Below are 21,619 nucleotides of genomic sequence, written 5' to 3'. Positions count from 1 at the left end.
CAGTATGGAGCACCGAACGCTCCTCATGCCAACGCAGCGCACGGAGAGCAGTAGAGTGGGGGCCGTGAATGCGAATAACGACCTGGAAACTCTGCTCGCCGATGAGACTCTGCTGAGCTTGCCGGAGGTGTCAGAAAACCTCGGCGTGGTGATCACCCGAGTGCATGATCTGCTCAACGACAACAAGCTCATCGCCTATGTCCAGGATGGCAAGCGCGTCATCCCCGCCGCACTGTTCGGCCCGGACGGCACGACGGGCAAGTTCGTCCCCGGCGTGATCACGTTGTTGACCGATGGTGGGTACTCGGACGAGGAGATTTTGACCTACCTGTTCACTCCGGACGAGACCCTGCCGGGACGTCCGGTTGAGGCTCTCCACGGCCACCTGGCTCGTGAGGTGCTGCGCCGCGCGCAGGCGATGGCTCTGTAGCGGGCGGTGTAGCGGGCGGTGTAGCGCGTAGTCGCCGCCCGATCGCCCCGTCGCGGTAGATGAAGTCGGTGAGGGTCCAGGCGAGCACCGTCATGGGCACCATCCACCACGGATTGAACAACACGTGGTTACCGCTGCCGGTAAATGCCACGGTGATGATGATTGAGGCCCCGGTGCCCAGCCGCAGCACCCAACCCGGCGGCCGGAACGTGCCCAACAGGGAGATGACGGAGGCGTAGTACCAGGGCAACGTCACGGAGTTGAAGACGAAGGCGACCTGGTAGGCGGCGGTCGTGCCCATGATATTGCGGCGGTCATTCTGCCGGAATAGCCACCAGACGATGACCAGCCCGATGAGCATGACGAGCATGGAGGCTGGCCGAAGTATGGCGAGCACCGTGTTGTATTCGATGTCCTCGTTGATCACCTGCAGATAAGGGGTAAACAGGCTCGCCATGAGGGAGGGGAAGGCGAGGGGGTTGATCACTTTGGAGTTGCCAGAGATCTCTGACAGCCAGCCCCACGAGGAGCCGGAGGCCCACGTCACCGCTGCAACGACCGCGAGAGTCTCGAGGACGGCAACCGCGCCCGAGGCCACGAAAATCGCCAGTCGGCGTCCGAGGGAGGCGGCCTCGCCCGCGTAGTGATTGAGCATGAGCCAGACTACGAACGGCAGCGCGATCGCCGCCGTCGCCTTGAGTGATACGGCAACCGCGATGAGCGCGATGCCGATGAAGAACCTGCGGTTGAGGCATGCGAGCAGACCAATGCTCACCAGCCCGACCATGACTGATTCGTTGTGCATGCCGCCGATCATGTGGAGGATCATGACCGGATTGGCCACACCGAGCCACAGTGCCAGCGCCGGGTCGCCGCCGAGCCGCCGGGCAATTTTGGGAATGGCCCACGCAATGCCCGCGAAACCAATAACGGAGACAATCTTGTACACGATGACTCCGGCGGTGACATTGTCGCCCACCAGCCGCGTGATGCCTTCGCCCAGCCACAAGTGCAACGGCCCATACGGGGTGGTGGTGTTGCGCCAGTCGTGGGAGACTTCCAGCAGGTAGGGGCCCGGATTAACCGCCGCCCCTTGGGTGTACGGGTCAAAGCCATCGCGCAGCATCGCACCCTGCATGAGGTAGGAATACACATCGCGCGACATCATCGGCGCCGCGAACAACAACGGCACGATCCACATCCACAGTGCCCGGCGCACCGTCCCCGTTCGCTTATCGACGTCCCCGTCATCACCGTAGGGACGTCCGTCCCGGTTGATCACGGTGCGATACCCCAACAAGACCCACGCTGCTAGCAGGCTGAGCAATCCGACCCACAGGGTCGCATTGGAAATGGCTTGCCCGTGGCCAAAGGCGAAGAAGTTCAGCCCCAACGAGTCAAGAATGCCGCCCCGGTTGCGCGTCGCCCCGCCACCGAAGGACGCGAGGGCGAGAACGACCGTGCCGAAGGCCCCGAGGGGAATCGCGCTGGGCAACGCGGAGACAGTGAGGCGCATGTCAGCTCCGCCGGAACGTGGAGCGGATCGCGAGGTCGCGCAGGGTGTCGGTGACCTCGGGGGAGGTGCCTGCCGCATCCAAATACGCCAAACCGGACGCCGTGAGGGCGTCGATACGCTTCTCCATGGCTTCGACCGCGCCGGTGGAGGCGATGATCTCCGTCAACCGGGCCACCTCCGCCAGGTCGGTGGTGGTACCGATCTTGGTGCGGAGCTCAGCGGCGGCGGACGGGTCATGCTCATCGGCCAGCTGCAATGCCGTGGCCAGCAACACCGTGCGCTTACCTTCCCGCAGATCATCGCCCGCTGGCTTCCCGGTGACCCCAGGGTCACCAAAGACGCCGAGATAGTCATCGCGCAGCTGGTAGGCGATACCAATGTCCCGGCCGTAGCCGCGGAAAGCCGCGATGGTGGCCTCGTCCGCCCCGGCCACCGCCGCCCCCAGGTGCAGCGGGCGTTCAATGGTGTACGCGGCAGTTTTGTACCGGTTGACGGCGTCAGCGGCCTCGATGCTTTCACTGCCCGAGGCTTCCAAATAAATATCGAGGAGTTGGCCACCAATGACCTCGGTGCGCATCGCCCGCCACGGGTCGCGGGCACGAGCCTTGGCGTCATCTGAGAGACCCGAGTCCTGCAGCATGTCTTCGGCCCACACCAGGGCCAGGTCACCGACGAGGATGGCGACTGACTCACCAAAGTGTGCGGACTCCTTCACCCACTGTGCTGAGCTGTGACGTGCCTCCACCGCGCGATGAACCGTCGGTTGCCCGCGCCGGGTATCCGAGGCATCAATGATGTCATCATGGATCAATGCGCACGCCTGGATGAACTCGAGAGAGGCAGCGGCCTTCAACATCGCATAGGGATCCTCCTTGCCGTTTGTCAGACCACCTCCTCCCACAAACCCGGCCCAGGCGTAGAGAGGTCGAATGCGCTTGCCGCCCCCCACCACGAAAGCCTCGAGGTGGGACACCGCCTCCGTGACAGGCTGTCCGATCGCGGAGATCTGTTGCTCACGGGAACGAAGGAACTCCACGAGGACGTCCTGGGTGGCACCAGGAATCTGATCAAGCGTGAGCGATCGGGGGTCAGGAAAGTTCAACGCGTCGGGCCCTTCGAAGTGGAGGAATTGATGCCCCTTAGGATACCCAGTCAGGTGCCTGGATAGACGAAGCCGAGGGGTGTTAGCGGGGTGAAGAATCCGTAGCTGGCTTTTCCACCATGCCCGGTAGCGGGAGGGGAGCGGCGAGAACAGCGAACGGGCGCGCATCCCCGTCGAAGGTGAAATGGCGCAGGACGTCATGGAAGCCCATCGAGCGATAGAGGCCAAAAGCGTTGTTGGCCTCATGCTCCACTTCGGGGGTGGACAGCAGGGCATGCCGGCCCGGAGCGTTCCACAGCAGTTGCGACAACAGGTTGCGCCCCAGCCCCTGGCCCTGACTATCCGGCGCGACGTGAATCTCGGCCACCTCGAAATAGTCCCGCATGAGAAGGACCTGCTCTGTCGTCGGCCCGCCCGCCTCGCGCAGTCCACGCCGGACCTGCCGATCCCACCACAGGTCTTGGGAGCCCAAGTAGCCGTAGGCAACGCCGAGGGCCCGATCGCCCTCCACAGCTGCCAACGCAGTAAAGCCAGGTTGGACGACTTCCCGCCGCCATGACTCGGTACGGCGGTGGTGGATCGAGGCATCGTATCCCATGGCCTGGATATAGATGTCGACCAACCGGGGGGCCAGCACGGAGAACTCTGGGCCGGTCAGGCGTCGGATTTCTACAGTCACCCCTCCACTGAACCACGAACTCCCTGCCTGGTAGGCGAGCGCCACGATTCTCCAAGGAGTGAAATTTCATCGAAAGTCTTGCCGAGTTCGAAACTGCGTTCTATACTTTAGTTAACATGTTCGGACCGGCTTCTATGGTTGGTCCAACAGCTACAACGAACAGTGAACAACAAGGTGAAAGGAGTTGGTCCCGATGGCACCCGTCGTCTCAGCAACCACCAGGTTTACCCGAACCGGTCGAGGAACCCGTCGGGCAGACTTCCTCAGCAAAGCCAGTGCTTTGCTCGCACAGGCCGTGTCCTACCGCGAGGAAGGGAACTGGGAGCAGGCCTTGGAGTCTGCCTACCAGGCGGCACTGCGCACTGCGGGGGCGTGGATCTCAGAGACTTCGGTGGCCGGCCGTCGACGCCGCCCGACGAGCGCATGGGATCAGCTCCGCCTCATGGGAGGCGGGGGAGAGGAATGGGCCGATACCTTTGGCCAATATTCTCGCCTGCGATCCCGCGTGGTTTCCGGCCTTGAGCGGGACGTGGATCATGCGACCGTCGATCACATCATGGCCTTGGCTGCGGAGTTTTTGGCAGTGGTGGAAGGCGACGCGAGCGGTTTCCCGGCCGCCGCCTAGCTGGGACAGCATAGTAGTTTTGTAGGCATTGGCACTCTTGGGAACAATCCCATTAGGCTGGACGTTGGTTCTATATAGAGCTCCACCCAGTAAGTTAAGAGAACCCAGTCAATCCGGGAGGAACCAGTGTCTCTTTCAGAGCAGGAACAGCGAGCGTTGCGTGAGATCGAGCAGTCGCTTCTCGCTGAAGACCCCAAGTTCGGGGCATCCGTGTCTGGTGATCACCTTTTCGGAGGTGGTGGCAACGGCGGATTAACTCTGCGTGGAATCGCCATCGCCGTGGTGGGGCTTCTCATGCTCATCGGCGGCGTCGCCCTTGCTTCCCAAAGCCTGTGGTTTATTGCCCTGAGCGTGGTTGGTTTCCTCGTCATGTTTGGTGCGGGTGTGTGGATGTTGCGGGGTAGCGGATCCCGTTCCAAGAGTGCATCATCCCCGAAGCGCACGAAGAAGGCCGCCGCGGCTAACAGTTCCTCGCTGGGTAACAAGATGGAAGAGAACTTCCGTCGCCGCTTCGAAGATCAGTAGCCAAGCGTTGCTGGCCGCATAGTTGGCCACCGCACCCTAACGTCATTGCCCGTCCCACCCTCGTGGTGGGGCGGGATTTTTGTGTCCTTGAGTCCTGGGTATCCAACATCTCCCACTTTGCCCCACCTTCCCCGCTCGCGATATGTCCGCCGTCGCCGAGGGGGCTGGCTCATGTGGTTTCCCTGTGGATTGCTTCAATATTGTCCCAGGATAGCGGCAACTGAAGTGTCGAACGAGGGCAATTGGGACGAAAGTAGGCAATTGGGCCAATGTTGCCAAAGTGGCTGTTGGGGCGTGTGTTGTGGCCGATTCTGTTGATTGCGGGCACGTGCCCCACGCAATTTTCCTACCTATGACATGCTGAAATGCTCACACCATCGGCGTGGCTGGTGTTAATTGGTGTTGATTGTGGGGCGAAGTGGGGTATTGTGGGGCGCAGCGGTGGAGAAGAGGTGTCCCGAGGGGCACATCGGATCCATGGCGAGAACCCATCCGATCGGCGGAATTGAGACAAGGAAGGTGGCCCCGGGATGTTTCTCGGTACCTACACTCCGAAGCTCGATGACAAAGGTCGACTGACTCTGCCGGCCAAGTTCCGTGAGGATCTAGCTGGTGGGTTGATGATCACGAAGGGGCAAGACCACAGCCTTGCGGTCTATCCCCGGGAAGAGTTCGCGGCACGTGCCCGAAAGGCCGCTGCCGTGTCCCGCACCAACCCGGAGGCTCGCGCCTTCATCCGTAACCTGGCTGCCAGCGCGGATGAACAGCGACCCGATGGAAATGGGCGCATCACCTTGTCAGCCGGGCACCGGGAGTACGCGAACCTTTCTAAGGAATGCGTGGTCATTGGCTCGGTGGACTTTCTCGAGATCTGGGATGCCGAATCCTGGGCCGCGTACCAGAAGGAAACGGAAGCCGCTTTCTCGGCGGCTGACACAGATGACGTCCTCGGCGGACTGCTCTGACCTGTTGACAGGGTCGGGCGGAGCGCGTGTAAGGACTCTGCCCGAGGTGATGCTCTGGTGTACTTCCCCGACATCAGATGAACACATCGGGCAGGGCTCTATACGCACCCCGCGCGGTCCGCGACGTCGGGCACACATCGGGACACGATGAGCACTCGAAGGGGGCGGGCAACCGTGACAGATCACCTAAGCGACATGGACTTTGACATCGCGAGAAATCACGGCCACGTTCCCGTCTTGCGAGATCGCGTGACCGAATTGCTCGCCCCGGCAGTCGAAGCGATGGGGGACAACGCCATCCTGGTGGATGGCACCCTCGGAGCTGGCGGACACAGCGAACACTTCCTGCGAACCTTTCCTCAGGTCAAGGTCATTGGCGTTGACCGTGACGCGGCCTCTTTGGGTCAAGCCAGTGAGCGGCTGGCTCCCTTTGGCTCCCGTTTCGTCGGCGTCCAGGTTCGGTTTGATGATATCGGCGATGCCATTGCGCAGGGCGAAGATGCGGACGGCATCTTTGACAGCGCGCGTAACCACGGCATCGCCGGCGCTCTCTTTGATCTCGGCGTGTCCTCGATGCAGCTAGACCAGCCGGAGCGGGGATTTGCCTATCGCATCGACGCCCCCTTGGACATGCGCATGGATCCCACTCAGGGGATCACCGCCGCCGAGGTGCTCAATACTTATTCCCACGGCGATCTCGCGCGCATTCTCAAAAACTATGGGGATGAGAGGTTTGCCGGGAAGATCGCCTCGGCGGTGCTCAAGGAGCGGGAGAAGGAGCCTTTTAGCAGCTCCGGGCGGCTTGTCGAGCTGCTGTATGCCACCATCCCAGCCGCGACGCGGCGCACCGGCGGACACCCGGCCAAGCGCACCTTCCAGGCCTTGCGGGTTGAGGTGAACAAAGAGCTCGAGGCGATAGAAAACGTCATTCCGGTGATCACGCAGTCACTCGCTGTGGGAGGGCGAGTCGTGTTCATGAGCTACCAATCGCTGGAAGACCGCATCGTCAAACTGGCCTTCAACGAACTAACCACATCCACCACCCCACCCGGCCTGCCCATGGATCTGCCGGGCACCGCCCCCCGTTTCGCCACCGTCACCCGCGGGGCGGAAAAAGCCACCGAAGCTGAGATCGAGGAGAACCAGCGGGCCGCACCCGTACGAGTACGGGCCCTGGAAAAGCTCCCTGACCCCGAGGAGAACCGATCGTGAGCAGCACCGACAGGTACGACCGCCGGAAGGATCGACACACCATGGGCGCCAGCCGTGACTTCAGCACCGGGAACGGCTCCACTGCGGTGCTCGACCGGGACCAGCGGGTTCGCAGCTATGCGCAGCCGGGTAGTCCGCCAGCGGCGCCGGGATACCTTCCCGGCCGGGATCCGCGAGCCCCGCTGCCGCAGCGGCGGCGCCCCTACCAAAAGCGTCTGGGCTCCCAGCAGGTCGTGTCCGTGCGTGGTCGCCGGGTGGCACCATCGAAGCAGACGCCGCTGTTGGCCAAACTGTCCGTGCTGGCCATCATCCTCTTCGTCGGTGGTGTAGCCGCAGCGATGGCTCTGTCGGGTATGTCTACTCAGCAGACGTTCCACATGCAGCAGCTGGTGTCCCAGGAGAAGCAGCTTAACAACCAGATTGAGACCCTCAACCGCGATCTGGCCAATGCCAGCTCGTCCGCTGAACTGGCTCGCCGTGCCGGTGAGCTGGGCATGGCCGTGCCCACGCAGCCGGGAATCTTGGCCGTGGCAGAAAATGGCGACATCGTCGAGCAGCGCCCAGCAGATCCAGCAACCCGGCCTATTATGAACATCAATGGAGCGCCCGTCCGCCCGGGACAGGCGTCCACGGATCCGGAGGCCATCAACGAACTGGGAAACAACCTCCAAGCGGTACCGCAGGGGCATCAGCTTCCCAGCAACTCCACTGGAGCGGCATCGGCTGGGGCCACCCAGGCCGAGCCGGGGGTGGCGCCGTACATGCCGAATGTTCCGGCCACGGGCACTGACAACAACTAGGCAGGTGAGGACCGGTAGTGAAACCACCGAACGCTGGAGGCGGAAGGCGTGATGCGGGGCGGGGCGACTCGTCCCGTCGTTCGTCCACCCGTGCGTATGCCGGCGCGCGTCCCGCCGTGGGACGTAGAGAAGCATCGTTACCACCACGCCCCGGAAAGCCGGAGCCCGCTCGTGGCCGAAAGCTGACCGAGCGGCGCGTCACCCTCATCATGTCCTTGTTCGTGGTGATGTCTCTTCTGCTCGTGGGGCGTCTTGCCTGGGTGCAGGGGGTGTGGGGTCCGGAGCTGGCAGCGCAAGCCCAGGAACAGCGAGCCCGGGTCTATGTTGATCCGGCCCGTCGCGGTGAAATCACTGACCGGGAGGGAAACCGACTGGCTTACACCATGCAGGCCCGCAGCCTCACCGTGTCCCCACGTCTGTTGCGCAGTGAGCTGCGTGAACAGCAGGATCTGCAGATGCGGATCGACGGGGACAACGTCGGCAAGTCCGACGACCAGATCAATGAGGAATTGAATAGTCGCGTGGATGCGGTGCTGGAACGCATGTCGCGGGAGATTCCCGACATGATTAAACGGACGGGTGCGTCGGGGGAAGATCTCAAGGACAAGGAGATCCTCAACAAGCTCAAGGCCGACACCACCTACGAAGTTCTGGTCCGCAACGTCGATCCCGATGTCGCGACGGAGATCGCCGCAACCTTCCATGGTGTGGCTGCAGACCATCAAGATATTCGGCAGTACCCCAATGGCGCTATCGCGGAGAATATCGTCGGCAAAGTGTCGATGGATGGCCAGGGCCAGTTCGGTTTCGAGGTCTCCGGCGATGCCATGTTGTCGGGTATTAATGGCCGCTCGACCGAGGACGTCTCCACCGATGGTCAGGTCATCCCCGGCACGCTGCGCGATGTCGTTCCGGCCGTCAATGGCTCCAGCGTCGAGTTGACCCTCGATCTGGATTTGCAGACTTACGTGCAGCAGCTTTTGCAGCAGGCGAAAGACAACTCCATGGCGAAGTCGGCGGAAGCCGTCGTGCTCGATGTTGCTACGGGCCATGTGTTGGCAATGGCGAATACGGACACGATTGATCCCAACGGCGATATTGGCAAGCAGTTGGAGCAGGGCAAGGATTTTGAGAACCAGACCATCTCGTATCCCTTCGAGCCGGGTTCAGTAGCCAAGTCGATCACTGCTGCCGCGACCTTGGAGGAGGGCCTCACCACTCCCGATGAGGTGCACCAGGTGCCGGGCTCGATCCACATGGCCGGTGTCACGGTCAAGGATGCGTGGGAGCACGGCGTGGTGCCGTACACCACGACCGGCATCTTCGGTAAGTCCTCCAACGTGGGCACGCTCATGCTCGCGGACCGGCTCGGTGAGGAGCGCTATAACGACTATCTCAAGCGTTTTGGCATTGGCCAGCCCACTGGGGTGGAGTTGCCCAACGAGTCTGCCGGTCAGCTTCCCCCGCTGGAGCAGTGGTCGGGTGGTACTTTTGCCAACCTGCCGATCGGGCAGGGCATGTCCATGACGACCCTGCAGATGGCGGGTATTTATCAGGCGTTGGCCAATGATGGTGAGCGTATTCAGCCGCGCATCGTTGACAGCATCACTGGCCCCGATGGCAAGGTTCAGGATTTGCCGGAGCCCCAGCGTGTCCAGGTTGTCAGCCCGGAGACAGCTAAGACCACGGTGGATATGTTCCGTGCGGTGACGCAGTCCGATCCGACGGGCGTCCAATCGGGTACCGGCGTCGGTGGTGCCATCCCCGGTTACCAAACCTCGGGCAAGACCGGTACGGCGCAGAAGGTTAACCCCGACACCGGCGCCTATTCCTCCAGTGCCTATTGGATTACCTTCGCGGGCATCGCGCCCGCGGATGATCCTCGGTTCGTGGTGGCGATTATGGTGGATGAACCGGGTCGCGGCGTGGAACCCGGGGGAGCGGGCGGCCAATCTGCCGCGCCAATCTTCCGGGATATCGCGTCTTGGTTGCTCAACCGAGACAACATTCCGACGTCCCCGCCCATCGAGGAACAACTCATCCTGCAGGCCCCCTAGTCCGACCTACACCAAGGAGGAACCACCATGGCATCACAGGCACCCACCCTGTCGCACCTGGTTAACCTGGCGAATCAATCATCGGAGCCCGCGCAGGCCGTTCTCGTGCAGGCTGGCGATACGGACCCCGCTATCACGTCGATGAGTCTTGATTCCACTGCTTTGGAACCGTCCGGGGCATTGTTTGCCGCGCTGCCGGGTACGAGGCGCCATGGTGCAGAGTTCGCGGCGGGAACCACCGCGGCCGCCATCCTCACCGACGGTGCCGGCCGGGACATCCTTCTCGCCGCGGGGGAGTCGCGGCCAATCATCGTGGTTACCGATGTTCGGGCTGTGCTCGGTGCATTGGCAGCCGAGGTGTACGGCCACCCTTCCCGGGATCTCACGATCATCGGCGTGACGGGTACGTCCGGCAAGACGACGACGAGCTACCTGCTGGAGGTAGGACTCATCAATGCGGGCCACAAGGTGGGCCTCATCGGCACTACCGGCACGCGTATCGACGGCGTGCCGGTCCCCACCAAGCTCACTACTCCGGAGGCCCCCACGCTGCAGGCCCTCTTTGCTCGCATGCGCGATGAGGGTGTCACCCACGTGGTCATGGAAGTGTCCTCCCACGCGCTATCGCTGGGACGTGTGGACGGAACGCTTTTCGATGTTGCCGGGTTTACCAACCTCTCCCAAGATCACCTGGATTTCCATCCGACGATGGAGGACTACTTCGCCGCCAAGGCACGATTCTTCGACCCAGCCTCTCCGCTGGCCGCGCGCCAATCGGTTATCTGCATCGACGACGAGTGGGGCGAGCGCATGGCCGAGCTTGCCGCCGATCCGCTGACCGTGGGCACACGAGGTGAAGCAGCCGACGTCAATGCCCGGCAGATTGAACTCGCCCCCACCGGGGCCCAGACCATCGAACTCACCCTTCCTCAGCACGCCCCGATCACCTTCGATCTTCCCCTGCCCGGCGATTTCAACATTGCCAACGCCGCTTTGGCCACCGCCTGTGCTCTGGCTGCGGGAGTTGACCCGGAGAAGTTCACCCCGGGCCTGGCCGCTGTCGCCGTCCCGGGACGCATGGAGCGCATCGACGCGGGGCAAGATTTCCTCGCTGTCGTCGACTACGCCCACAAGCCGGCGGCCGTCGCCGCGGTGCTGGACACCTTGCGGGGACAGATCACCGGTCGGCTCGGGGTCGTCGTTGGCGCTGGTGGGGATCGAGACCCCTCCAAGCGACCGCTCATGGGTGCGGAGGCGGCCCGCCGGGCGGACCTGGTCATCATCACCGATGACAACCCCCGCAGCGAGGAACCCGCCACGATCCGTGCCGCTGTTCTCGCCGGTGCAGAGGAAGCCGGGACGACGGCAGAGATCCGGGAGGTCGGTGATCGTGCCCGCGCGATCGACGCCCTCATTCAGTGGGCGCAGCCGGGCGATGGCGTCGTCGTCGCCGGTAAGGGCCACGAGGTCGGCCAGCTGATCGCCGGGGTCGACCACCATTTTGATGATCGCGAAGAAGTCCGCCGCGCCCTCGAGGAGAGGTCACAATGATTGATTTTTCGCTCGCTGAAATCGCCGAGATTGTCGGCGGTGAGCTCCACGACGTTCCCGACCCGCAAGCGCGGGTTACCGGGTTCGTCGAGTTTGATTCCCGCAAAGTGACCCCGGGTGGGCTCTTCCTTGCCCTTCCCGGTGCCCGCGTGGACGGACATGATTTCGCGGAGACCGCCATCGCCGCTGGGGCGGTGGCGGTGTTGGCGGCGCGTCCGCTGGGGGTACCGGCGATCGTCGTTAAGCCGCAGGGACGGTCGGATTCGAACGCGGATATCTACGCCCACGATGAGGACGGCTCCGCCGCGGCGGTGGTTGGCGCGCTGTCGGCGCTGGCGCGGGCAGTGGTCACTCGGCTGGAAGCCGAGGATGAGCTTATCGTCGTGGGTATCACGGGGTCGGCGGGCAAGACCTCGACCAAGGACCTTGTGGCATCTGTGCTGCGGGGGAGCGGCGATACCGTGGCCCCGCCTGGGTCGTTCAACAATGAAATCGGCCATCCTTACACGGCGCTGCGCTGCGATGCTGATACTCGTTTCCTTGTCGCAGAGATGTCGGCGAGGGGGATTGGCCACATTCGTCAGTTGGCCGAGATCGCCCCGCCACAGATCGGCGCTGTCCTCAACGTCGGTTCCGCGCACCTGGGGGAATTTGGGTCCCGGGAGAACATTGCTCAGGCCAAGGGCGAACTCGTCGAGGCGCTGCCCGTGGACGGAACCGCGATCCTCAACGCCGATGATCCTTTCGTCGCCGCGATGGCCGATCGCACTGAGGCTCAGGTGGTTTTTTACTCCGCAGCCCAGCCCCCGGCCCCGGGCGCAGACCTGTGGGCCGAGGACATCGAACTCGATGATGTTGCCCGCCCCAGCTTTACCCTGCGCACGCCGACCGACTCCGTCCGCATCAGTCTGCAGGTGTTCGGTGAGCACCAGGTCTCCAACGCGCTTGCCGCCGCGGCCGTCGGGCTGGCGGTGGGGCTGAGCTTGGAGCAGATCGCGGAGGGACTGAGCCACCACAAGAATGCCTCCGCCCACCGAATGGACGTGCAGACCCGGGGCGACGGCGTCACCGTGATCAATGACTCCTACAATGCCAACCCCGATTCAATGAAGGCCGGAATCGCCGCCCTGGCGTACACCGCCGCCGCGCGGCCGAACGCCCGCGCCGTGGCGGTCTTGGGCGAGATGGGGGAGCTGGGCCCTGATGCGGAGCAGTCTCACCGGGAGCTCGGCGAGGAGCTGGATCGCTATCGCATCACCCATCTCATTGCGGTTGGGTCGAGCGCGAACAGTCGCGCCATGGCCACCGAGGCTGAGAACCGGGGTATAACTACGTCAGTTGCTCAGACGATTGATGAGGCAATTACTCTTGTCGATACCGTGCTGCGGACCCGTCCGAGCGACTACAGCGGACCTGGTGGCACCAACCCTGGGGATGTTGTCCTCGTGAAGGCGTCCAACTCTCAGGGGTTGTGGCGTGTCGCTGAGGGTCTGCTTCACCGCAGTGCCAGCAATGAGAAAACGTATGAGACAGACAAGTAGGGACAATTAGCCGTGACACAGATCATCATCGCAGGAGTCCTCAGCTTCTTAATCGCCATTTTCCTCACCCCGGTGCTCATCCGGCGATTTTCCGCTGAGGGCCTGGGGCAGGAGATCCGCGAGGATGGTCCGAAGTCCCACCTGCGTAAGCGCGGCACCCCGACGATGGGTGGCATTGCCATCCTCGCGGGCATCACTATCTCGTACTTGGCGGTCGGTTTCTACGGGATGATCACCAAGACCGGCGGGTTCACGGTCTCCGGCCTGCTCATCCTGGGGCTCACCCTGGGCTTAGGTGGATTGGGCTTCGCCGACGACTTCATCAAGCTCTACCGCGCCCGCAACCTTGGCTTGAACAAGACCGCTAAGCTCGTCGGCCAGCTGGTCTTGGCCATCGCCTTCGGCCTGCTCATCCTGCAATTCCCCGATGATCAGGGCCTCACTCCGGGGTCGACGCACCTGTCGTTCTTCCGCGACATCAACACCTTCGATATCGCCCTGGGCGGCGGGATCCTGGGCACGATCGTGTTCCTCATCTTCATCTACATCCTCATCGCCGCCTGGTCGAATGCCGTCAACCTCACCGACGGGCTGGACGGGCTTGCGGCTGGCACCACGGCGTTCGTGATGGGCGCCTACGCCCTCATTACCTTCTGGCAGTTCCGCAACTCGTGCTCCGTCGCCGTCGAGCCGGGCTGCTACTCGGTGCGCGACCCCCTGGACCTGGCTATCCTCGCCGCCGCTGGCTTGGGTGCGAGCCTTGGTTTCCTCTGGTGGAACGCGGCCCCCGCGAAGATCTTCATGGGTGACACCGGTTCCTTGGCCCTCGGCGGACTCGTCGCCGGCTTGTCCGTCGCCTCCCGCACGGAGCTGCTCATGGTGATCGTCGGTGCCCTCTTCGTCATGGAGGCCGCGTCGGTGGTTATCCAGATCGTCGTCTTCCGCACCACCGGCCGCCGATTCTTCCGCATGGCGCCGTTCCACCATCACTTTGAAAACGGCGGTTGGGCCGAAACTACAGTCGTCATTCGCTTCTGGCTCATCGCCGCGATGGCCGTCATGCTCGGCGTCAGCCTCTTCTACGCGGAGTGGTTGACAGCCACGGGAGTGAGCTTGCGATGATCCCCGCAGAGCTTCTCGATGGTCGCGTCCTCGTCGCCGGTGCCGGAGTTTCCGGGCGCGGCTGCGCGCGGTTGCTCGCCGACGCCGGGGTGGACACCATCGTCGCCGACGATAATGCCCAGGCTTTGTCGCTTATCGACGTCCCCGGCATCACCGTCGCCGAGGCGCGTGCGCGCCTCGCGGAGTTCTCCCTCGTCGTCACCTCGCCGGGCTGGCGGCCCAGCTCACCATTGCTTGTCGACGTCGCCGCGGCAGGCATCGAGGTCATCGGCGACGTCGAGCTGGCCTATCGCCTCGACCGCACCGGGGCATTCGGTGCTCCCCGCACCTGGCTGGTCGTCACCGGGACCAATGGCAAAACCACCACCACCGCCATGCTGGCGGCGATGATGGACCAAGCCTCGGCCCGGACGGACCGACGGGCCGAGGCCGTCGGGAACATTGGGGTGTCGGTGGCTGACGCGATCGTCGATAAGCAAAGAATCGACGTGCTGGTAGCCGAACTGTCCAGCTTCCAACTGCACTGGTCCAGCCAGTTCACCCCGGATGCGGGCGTGCTACTCAACCTCGCCGAGGACCACATCGATTGGCACGGCAGCTTCGATGCCTATGCCAACGACAAAGCGCGTGCCCTCACCGGGCCCATCGCCGTGGCGGGCATCGACGACCCCCACGTGCGATCGCTCACGGCAGGCATCAGCGGGCTCATCGGCTTCACCCTCGAGAAACCCGGCGCCGGGCAATTCGGCGTGGTCGACGGCCAACTGGTCGACAACACTGGAACCATCCCCATCGCCCTTGCCCCCATCGAGGGCATCGAACCCGCCGGACCGGCCGGCATCCTCGACGCCCTCGCTGCGGCCGCGCTCGCACGCAGCCAAGGGGTCAGCCCAGCCGAGATCGCCGCCGCCCTGGCCCAATTCCAGGTGGCGGACCACCGCGGGCAAGTCGTCGCCAGCGGGGGAGGGGTGCGCTGGATTGACAATTCCAAAGCCACCAACCCGCATGCGGCCGAAGCCGCCCTCGGCGGGCTGGCAAACGTCATCTGGATTGCTGGCGGACAACTCAAAGGCGCGGATGTCTCCGACCTCGTGCGCCACCACGGTGAGGCCCTCACCGCCGCCGGGCTACTCGGCGCAGATGCCGCCCTCATCGCCCAAGCGCTAGCAGAACATGCACCTCACGTCGACGTCTTCATCAGCGACTCCACCGACCCGGTTATCGCCATGGACGAACTCGTCGACTGGGCCGCCGCGCGCTCACACCCGGGTGACACGGTGCTGCTCGCCCCGGCGGCAGCCTCCCTCGACATGTACACCGGCATGGGCCAACGCGGAGACCTCTTCACAGCGGCCGCCAACAGGCACGCACCACGAGCCCCCAAGGAGACCACATGAGTACTCCCACCAGGCCCCGGCCCACCAGCACGGGCGGCGGCCGACTCGGACAGACCTGGGCGGCCATGCAACGCTGGCTCGATGCCCACCCGGGTGCCGATTACCTCATCATCCGTTCCGTCATCTTCCTGCTCACCGGCATCGGCGTGGTCATGGTGATGTCCTCGTCGATGACGTGGTCAGTCATCGAAGGCTCCACCGTGTGGGGGCAATCCATCAAGCAGGGAGTCATGGTCGTCCTCGGCCTCGTCGCCTTCTGGATGGCGCTGCGGATACGCCCACGGACAGTGCGCAGACTCGCCCCCTGGCTCGTCGTGATCGCCGTGGTCTTGCTCATCGCCGTGCTCATTCCCGGCATTGGTACCGGCCGCGAATCAGTCGGCTCCCAGTCGTGGATCATCCTCGGCCCCGCCACCCTGCAGCCCTCCGAGTTCGCCAAAGTCGCCGTCGCCGTCTGGGGCGCGCAGCTTCTCTCCGAGCCGCCCGCCACCCGCGCATTCCACAACTACCGCTTCCAATTTTTCGCCGGTGTCGCCGCCGCGATGACCATCCTCATCGCCCTCCAGGGCGACCTGGGCATGGCCGTCTCCTTCAGCATCGTTTGGGTCTTTCTCATCTTCTTCGCCGGGGTGGACTACCGCTGGATTGCCGCCGCCGGTGTGGCGGCCTTCGCCGGGCTCATCGCCGTCTTCCTGTCCGGCGGCTTCCGCTCCCACCGCTTCCACGTCTACTTCGACGCCCTCTTCGGTCGCTTCGAAGACACCCGCGGCACCGCCTTCCAGTCCTACCAAGGCTTTTTGTCCCTGGCCGACGGCTCAGCCACGGGAGTGGGCCTGGGTCAGTCCCGCGCCAAGTGGTTCTACCTGCCGGAAGCCAAGAACGACTTCATCTTCGCTGTCATCGGCGAGGAACTGGGATGGTTCGGCGGAGCCCTGGTCATCATCCTCTTCGCCCTGCTCGGCATCTTTGGCCTGCGGGCCGCGATGCGCGCCCAGGACCGCTTCCAATCCCTCATGGCCGCCACCCTCACCGCCGGAGTGGTGTCGCAGGCGTTCATCAACATCGGCTACGTCGTCGGCCTGCTGCCCGTCACCGGTATTCAGCTGCCAATGATCTCGGCCGGCGGTACCTCCGCGATTATCACGCTCGGGTCCATGGGCCTGCTGGCCTCGGTCGCCCGACACGAGCCCGAAGCCGTCTCCGCGATGCAGTCCTATGGCCGTCCCCTCTTTGATCGGGCGCTGTTCCTCCCGGAACCCACGGTGCTCAGCGGGGCGGACGGTTCCACCGCTCGATCCCGGCGGGCCGCTAGTCGCCCATCACCGGAACAGCGAGAGCGGTTCGGCAGCCCTGTCACTGGTAGCGTCAAGGGGAGAAATCCCGCCCCGCCCGCACCCACGCGTCGCCGTGGGGCACCGCAAGCTCCCCACCACGACAGGAGACGCTAAGACATGTCCGCAGGCAACACCGGCCTCACCATTGTCGTCGCCGGAGGCGGCACAGCCGGGCACATCGAACCCGCCCTCGCCGTCGCCGAAGCACTCGTGGACGGGCACGGGGCTAAGGTGAGCGCCATCGGCACCCGCCGTGGGCTTGAGGCAGATCTCATCCCCGCCCGAGGTTTCGAGCTGGACTACATCGACCCGGTGCCCGTACCCCGCCGCCCCAATGCCGACCTGGTGAAGCTTCCGTGGCGCCTCGTGACGGCGGTCCGCCAAGCCCGCAAGGTCCTCAAAGACCGGAAAGCCGACGCGCTCATCGGCTTCGGTGGCTACGTCTCCGCTCCGGCCTACCTGGCGGCACGGTCGCTGCGCATTCCCTTCTTCGTCCACGAGGCCAACGCGCGAGCCGGCCTGGCCAACAAACTCGGCCAGCGGCTCGGCGGCACCGGATTCAACGCCTTCGCCGGTTCCGGCATGCCTGGCCGTATCGTCGGCATCCCCGTCCGCGCGCAGCTGCGCACCGGCGATACCGCCGAGGCCGCCGAGCGCGCTCGCCAGCAGTGGGTACTCGATCCCGCTAAGAAGACACTGCTGGTCACTGGTGGTTCCCAAGGTGCAGTCAACATCAACAAGGCGGTCGCCGGGGCCGTGGATACGTTGACCGCGGCCGCTGGTTTCCAGGTGCTCCACGCCTATGGCCGCCGCAACACCGCACCCGCCGAGTATGACAACTACGTGGCCGTGCCCTACATCGATGACATGGCCGCGGCCTACGCGGTCGCTGACCTCATCGTCTGCCGCTCCGGCGCGATGACCGTCGCCGAGGTCACCGCCTCGGGGCTGCCGGCCATCTACATTCCTTTGCCCCACGGCAATGGCGAACAAGCCCTCAACGCCCTCGACGTCGTCTCCGCCGGGGCAGCCCGAATGATCGACGACGCTGACCTCACCTCCGACCGGCTGGTCAGCGAGGTCACCGAGATTCTCGGTGACGATGAGAAGTTGGCAGCCATGCGCGCGGAAGCCCGCGGCCATGCCGCAGGCGACGCGGCGGGGCTCCTGGCCGATTCGGTCGTGGAGGCGCTGCGCACCGCAGGCGCCGACAAGAACACCAACTAGCCACCCTTTGGAACAGCCCCCATCCCTTTCACCAGCCTGCAGGAGGCCCCCCATGACTGACGGCACCGTCGACCTTTCCCGTGTCCATCTCGTCGGAATTGGCGGGGCCGGTATGTCCGGGGTGGCCCGCATTCTCCTGTCCCGGGGTGCGACCGTCACCGGTTCCGACGTCAAAGCGTCCCGGCCCGTCCGCGCTCTCACCTCGATGGGAGCGCACATCGCCATCGGCCATGCTGCAGAAAACCTCACGCTCTCCGGCGAGCTGCCCACCGTGGTTGTCGTTTCTTTCGCCGCGATCCCGCAGGATAATCCTGAGCTCATCGCGGCGCAGGAACACGGTATTCCCGTGATCCGTCGCTCCGATCTTTTGGGTGAGCTGATGGACGGCTACCGGCAGGTGCTCATCGCTGGAACCCACGGCAAGACGTCGACGACGTCCATGGCCGTTGCCGCGCTCCAGGCAGCGGGGCTGGACCCCAGTTTCGCCATTGGTGGTCAGCTCAATCGCTCCGGCACCAACGCCCACCACGGCACCGGTGATGCCTTCGTCGCCGAGGCGGACGAATCGGATGCCTCGCTGTTGCGCTACCGCCCCGATGTCGCGGTGGTAACCAATATTGAGCCCGATCATCTCGACTACTTTGGCACCGCCAAGGCCTACTACCAAGTATTTGATGACTTCGCCGAGCGACTCACCCCGACCGGCACGCTCGTCGTCTGCCTGGACGATATCCACGCCGCCGCCCTCGGCGAGCGCTGCCTGGACAAGGGCATCCAGGTTCTTGGTTATGGCACGACCGAGGCCGCCGCTTTGCATTCGGACATCCCGCTCGGCGCGGAAATCGTGTCCACCACCTTCGAAGAGGTGGGCACCGTGGCTCATCTGCGTATCGACGACCGCGACATCACCGTCACCCTACAAATTCCCGGTCAGCACATGGTCCTCAACGGCGCCGGCGCGCTGCTGGCGGGCCTGCTCGTCGGAGGTGACCTCGACCAGCTGGTCAGCGGGCTCAGCGATTTCAATGGCGTACGGCGCCGCTTTGAATACCGGGGTACGGTCACCAGCGGCGAGTTCGCCGGCCTGCGGGTCTTCGACGACTACGCCCATCATCCGACCGAGGTGACGGCGGTGCTGCAGGCCGCGCGCCAAAAGGTGGAGGCCGAAGGCGAGGGAGCCCGCGTTGTCGTGGTGTTCCAACCGCACCTGTATTCGCGCACGATCGAATTCTCGGAGGAGTTCGCCGCCGCCCTGTCGCTGGCTGATTCCGTCATCGTGTTGGAAATTTTTGGCGCCCGGGAAAAGCCTGTGGAAGGTGTCACCTCGCGCATCATCACCGACTCTGTCACCTGTGACGTTGCTTATGAGCCGGACTTTTCCGAGGCCGTGGATACCTTGCGTTCCCGCATCCGGCCGGGTGACCTCGTGCTCACCATGGGCGCGGGCAACGTCACGCTGTTGGCGGGGGAGATCCTTACTCAGCTGGAAGAGTCCTGACTCCGATGAGCCGCAAGAAGATTGTCCTCGCCGTCGCCGCGGTGGTGGCGGTGATCGTGGTGGCCTTCGGGGCGGTGTGGGCCTTTCCGGTGTTCACGATCAAAGACTACGACGTGACCGGCAATGTGCACACCACCACCGAGGACATCATCGAGGTGGCTGGGGTGGCTCAGGGGCACAACCTCGCCCGCGTGGATGCCAGTTCAGCGGCTGCCAACGTTGTCACCTTGCCGTGGGTGAAGTCCGCCACGGTGAATCGGCAGTGGCCGTCCACCCTCGGGGTGGACGTGGTGGAGCGCCAGGCGGTGCTCTACTCCGTTGAGGGGGACGGCGACCACCTCATCGACGACGCCGGAACGCCGTTCGTCATTGATACACCCCCCGACGACGCCGTCGAGGTCACGGGATCCCAGCGCCAAGAACCAGCCGTGCTCACGTCAGTCGCCCAGGTGGTGGCGCAGCTACCCGCTTCGGTGCGCCTGGCGGTTGCCCGGATCGATGTCCCGGCCCAACACGATCTGACCTTCTACCTGCACGATGGCCGCACCGTGTACTGGGGTTCGACCGAAAGTGCCCACGATAAGGCGCTGGCGATGGAGGACATCTTAGGGCGCGAGGGACAGTCCTGGAATGTGTCCAATCCTTCGCTGGTGACGGTGCGCTAGCTCCCCGGTGGCGGGCTAAAACTGCACGTCAACAACCCTAAAGTAAAGGTTGAGGGTGCCGACACGCCGCCGAAATGAACGACATAATTTCTCCTCGGTCGCTCATGATGGAAACACAACTCGTTGAATGCACCTCCTCACCTTAGAAAGGCGAGACCAGAACCCATGACCTCACCTAATAACTACCTCGCCGTCATCAAGGTCGTAGGCGTCGGCGGCGGCGGAGTCAACGCCGTTAACCGCATGATCGAGGAGGGCCTCAAGGGTGTCGAGTTCGTTGCGATCAACACCGATTCCCAGGCGCTGCTCTTCTCCGACGCGGACACCAAGCTCGACATCGGCCGCGAGGCCACCCGAGGCTTGGGTGCCGGGGCGAACCCGGAAGTGGGCCGCACCTCCGCCGAGGATCACAAGAACGAGATCGAGGAGACCCTCAAGGGGGCTGACATGGTCTTCGTTACCGCCGGTGAGGGTGGCGGCACCGGTACCGGCGCGGCCCCCGTCGTCGCCGGGGTGGCAAAGAAGCTCGGCGCCCTCACCGTTGGCGTGGTAACCAAGCCTTTCAAGTTCGAAGGCCCGGCCCGTAACCGCAAGGCCGAAGAAGGCATCGAGGAGCTGCGCGCAGTCTGCGACACCCTCATCGTCATCCCCAACGACCGCCTCCTGCAGCTTGGCGACGCCACCTTGTCCATGATGGATGCCTTCCGCGCGGCCGATGAGGTCCTGCACAACGGCGTGCAGGGCATCACCAATCTCATCGTCACCCCCGGCGTCATCAACGTCGACTTCGCCGACGTCCGCTCCGTCATGTCCGATGCCGGTTCCGCCCTCATGGGTGTCGGTTCCGCCCGCGGCGACGATCGCGTTATGAACGCCACCCTTCAGGCCATCAACTCCCCGCTGCTCGAATCCACCATGGAAGGCGCGAAGGGCCTGCTGCTCTCCGTTGCTGGCGCATCCGATCTGGGCCTCATGGAGGTCAACGAAGCGATGACCACCGTCCAGGAGCAGTCGGACGAGGACGCGAACATCATCTTCGGCACCATCATTGATGACAACCTCGGCGACGAGGTCCGCGTCACCATCGTGGCCACCGGCTTTGATGCCAACCGCAACAGCCCGCCCGCCGCCGTCACCCGCGACGAGGCCGCCGAGTCCGTCACCCCTGCCCCCGCCACGGAGGAGCGCGGTCGACTGTTCGGCGGAAGCGATCGGGACCGCGGCTCCGAGTCTGCTGACGACGGCCGCCACCACTACCGCAGTGAGCCGAGCAACGGTGGGTTGTTCACCTCCGGCCGGGATACCCGCAGCAACGGCTCCTCCGACGACGATCTCGATGTGCCCGACTTCTTGCGCTAAGCCACTGCGCTAAC

General features: G+C 64.1%; 19 protein-coding genes. 16 read left to right on the top strand and 3 right to left on the bottom strand.

Annotated features, from left to right (window positions below):
• Window positions 1-25 precede the first annotated feature (25 nt).
• A complete protein-coding gene (locus CTEST_RS13385) occupies window positions 26-430 on the top strand; it encodes an Rv2175c family DNA-binding protein (protein ID WP_201774845.1) in 405 nt (134 codons plus the stop codon).
• Here CTEST_RS13385 and CTEST_RS08915 read toward each other — a convergent pair.
• From CTEST_RS08915 to CTEST_RS08905, 3 genes are all read right to left on the bottom strand, one after another.
• Window positions 333-1,946: an alpha-(1->6)-mannopyranosyltransferase A gene (locus CTEST_RS08915; protein WP_083985530.1), complete on the bottom strand. Its 1,614-nt coding sequence runs from the start codon at window positions 1,944-1,946 to the stop codon at window positions 333-335. The genes CTEST_RS13385 and CTEST_RS08915 overlap by 98 nt on opposite strands.
• Window position 1,947: 1 nt before the next feature.
• Window positions 1,948-3,048: a polyprenyl synthetase family protein gene (locus CTEST_RS08910; protein WP_047253443.1), complete on the bottom strand. Its 1,101-nt coding sequence runs from the start codon at window positions 3,046-3,048 to the stop codon at window positions 1,948-1,950.
• A gap of 82 nt (window positions 3,049-3,130) precedes the next feature.
• The gene (locus CTEST_RS08905) at window positions 3,131-3,727 is read right to left on the bottom strand and encodes a GNAT family N-acetyltransferase (RefSeq protein WP_047253442.1); all 597 of its coding nucleotides are present in this window, start codon (window positions 3,725-3,727) and stop codon (window positions 3,131-3,133) included.
• 193 nt (window positions 3,728-3,920) lie between these two features.
• Here CTEST_RS08905 and CTEST_RS08900 point away from each other — a divergent pair, with 193 nt between their 5' ends.
• The 15 genes from CTEST_RS08900 to ftsZ all read left to right on the top strand — a co-directional run bounded on the left by CTEST_RS08900 (window position 3,921) and on the right by ftsZ (window position 21,605).
• On the top strand, window positions 3,921-4,352 hold the full coding sequence (locus CTEST_RS08900; RefSeq protein WP_047253441.1) for an SAV_6107 family HEPN domain-containing protein: 432 nt from the start codon (window positions 3,921-3,923) through the stop codon (window positions 4,350-4,352).
• A gap of 126 nt (window positions 4,353-4,478) precedes the next feature.
• Window positions 4,479-4,877 carry a DUF3040 domain-containing protein gene (locus CTEST_RS08895; protein WP_047253440.1) on the top strand — a complete coding sequence of 133 codons (399 nt, stop codon included), beginning with the start codon at window positions 4,479-4,481 and terminating at the stop codon, window positions 4,875-4,877.
• Between the two features lie 530 nt (window positions 4,878-5,407).
• Window positions 5,408-5,842 (top strand): division/cell wall cluster transcriptional repressor MraZ, encoded by a 435-nt coding sequence (gene mraZ, locus CTEST_RS08890; protein WP_047253439.1) that lies wholly within the window; start codon window positions 5,408-5,410, stop codon window positions 5,840-5,842.
• A 195-nt stretch (window positions 5,843-6,037) separates the two neighbouring features.
• A complete protein-coding gene (rsmH, locus tag CTEST_RS08885; protein WP_083985526.1) occupies window positions 6,038-7,054 on the top strand; it encodes a 16S rRNA (cytosine(1402)-N(4))-methyltransferase RsmH in 1,017 nt (338 codons plus the stop codon).
• The gene (locus CTEST_RS08880) at window positions 7,051-7,854 is read left to right on the top strand and encodes a hypothetical protein (protein WP_236686069.1); all 804 of its coding nucleotides are present in this window, start codon (window positions 7,051-7,053) and stop codon (window positions 7,852-7,854) included. Before rsmH ends, CTEST_RS08880 begins: the two co-directional genes overlap by 4 nt.
• A gap of 209 nt (window positions 7,855-8,063) precedes the next feature.
• On the top strand, window positions 8,064-9,911 hold the full coding sequence (locus CTEST_RS08875) for a peptidoglycan D,D-transpeptidase FtsI family protein (RefSeq protein WP_047253437.1): 1,848 nt from the start codon (window positions 8,064-8,066) through the stop codon (window positions 9,909-9,911).
• A 27-nt stretch (window positions 9,912-9,938) separates the two neighbouring features.
• Window positions 9,939-11,462: a UDP-N-acetylmuramoyl-L-alanyl-D-glutamate--2,6-diaminopimelate ligase gene (locus tag CTEST_RS08870; protein ID WP_047253436.1), complete on the top strand. Its 1,524-nt coding sequence runs from the start codon at window positions 9,939-9,941 to the stop codon at window positions 11,460-11,462.
• A complete protein-coding gene (locus CTEST_RS08865; protein ID WP_047253435.1) occupies window positions 11,459-13,003 on the top strand; it encodes a UDP-N-acetylmuramoyl-tripeptide--D-alanyl-D-alanine ligase in 1,545 nt (514 codons plus the stop codon). Before CTEST_RS08870 ends, CTEST_RS08865 begins: the two co-directional genes overlap by 4 nt.
• 12 nt (window positions 13,004-13,015) lie before the next feature.
• On the top strand, window positions 13,016-14,125 hold the full coding sequence (mraY, locus tag CTEST_RS08860) for a phospho-N-acetylmuramoyl-pentapeptide-transferase (protein WP_047253434.1): 1,110 nt from the start codon (window positions 13,016-13,018) through the stop codon (window positions 14,123-14,125).
• Window positions 14,122-15,522 (top strand): UDP-N-acetylmuramoyl-L-alanine--D-glutamate ligase, encoded by a 1,401-nt coding sequence (gene murD, locus CTEST_RS08855; RefSeq protein ID WP_047253433.1) that lies wholly within the window; start codon window positions 14,122-14,124, stop codon window positions 15,520-15,522. The genes mraY and murD overlap by 4 nt, the downstream gene beginning before the upstream one ends.
• Window positions 15,519-16,970, top strand: coding sequence for an FtsW/RodA/SpoVE family cell cycle protein (locus tag CTEST_RS08850; protein ID WP_052844348.1), 1,452 nt, complete (start codon window positions 15,519-15,521; stop codon window positions 16,968-16,970). Before murD ends, CTEST_RS08850 begins: the two co-directional genes overlap by 4 nt.
• A gap of 3 nt (window positions 16,971-16,973) precedes the next feature.
• On the top strand, window positions 16,974-18,083 hold the full coding sequence (gene murG / locus CTEST_RS08845; RefSeq protein ID WP_047253432.1) for an undecaprenyldiphospho-muramoylpentapeptide beta-N-acetylglucosaminyltransferase: 1,110 nt from the start codon (window positions 16,974-16,976) through the stop codon (window positions 18,081-18,083).
• A 52-nt stretch (window positions 18,084-18,135) separates the two neighbouring features.
• Window positions 18,136-19,581 (top strand): UDP-N-acetylmuramate--L-alanine ligase, encoded by a 1,446-nt coding sequence (gene murC, locus CTEST_RS08840; RefSeq protein ID WP_047253431.1) that lies wholly within the window; start codon window positions 18,136-18,138, stop codon window positions 19,579-19,581.
• A gap of 5 nt (window positions 19,582-19,586) precedes the next feature.
• Complete coding sequence (locus tag CTEST_RS08835; RefSeq protein WP_047253430.1) at window positions 19,587-20,246, top strand: cell division protein FtsQ/DivIB; 660 nt, start codon at window positions 19,587-19,589, stop codon at window positions 20,244-20,246.
• 165 nt (window positions 20,247-20,411) lie between these two features.
• Entirely contained in the window at window positions 20,412-21,605 is a 1,194-nt protein-coding gene (gene ftsZ, locus CTEST_RS08830; protein ID WP_047253429.1) for a cell division protein FtsZ, read from the top strand.
• Window positions 21,606-21,619: the final 14 nt, after the last annotated feature.

Source organism: Corynebacterium testudinoris (genome assembly GCF_001021045.1).
In the GTDB taxonomy this organism is placed as follows: domain Bacteria; phylum Actinomycetota; class Actinomycetes; order Mycobacteriales; family Mycobacteriaceae; genus Corynebacterium; species Corynebacterium testudinoris.
This window is presented reverse-complemented; position numbering and strand designations above follow the sequence as displayed.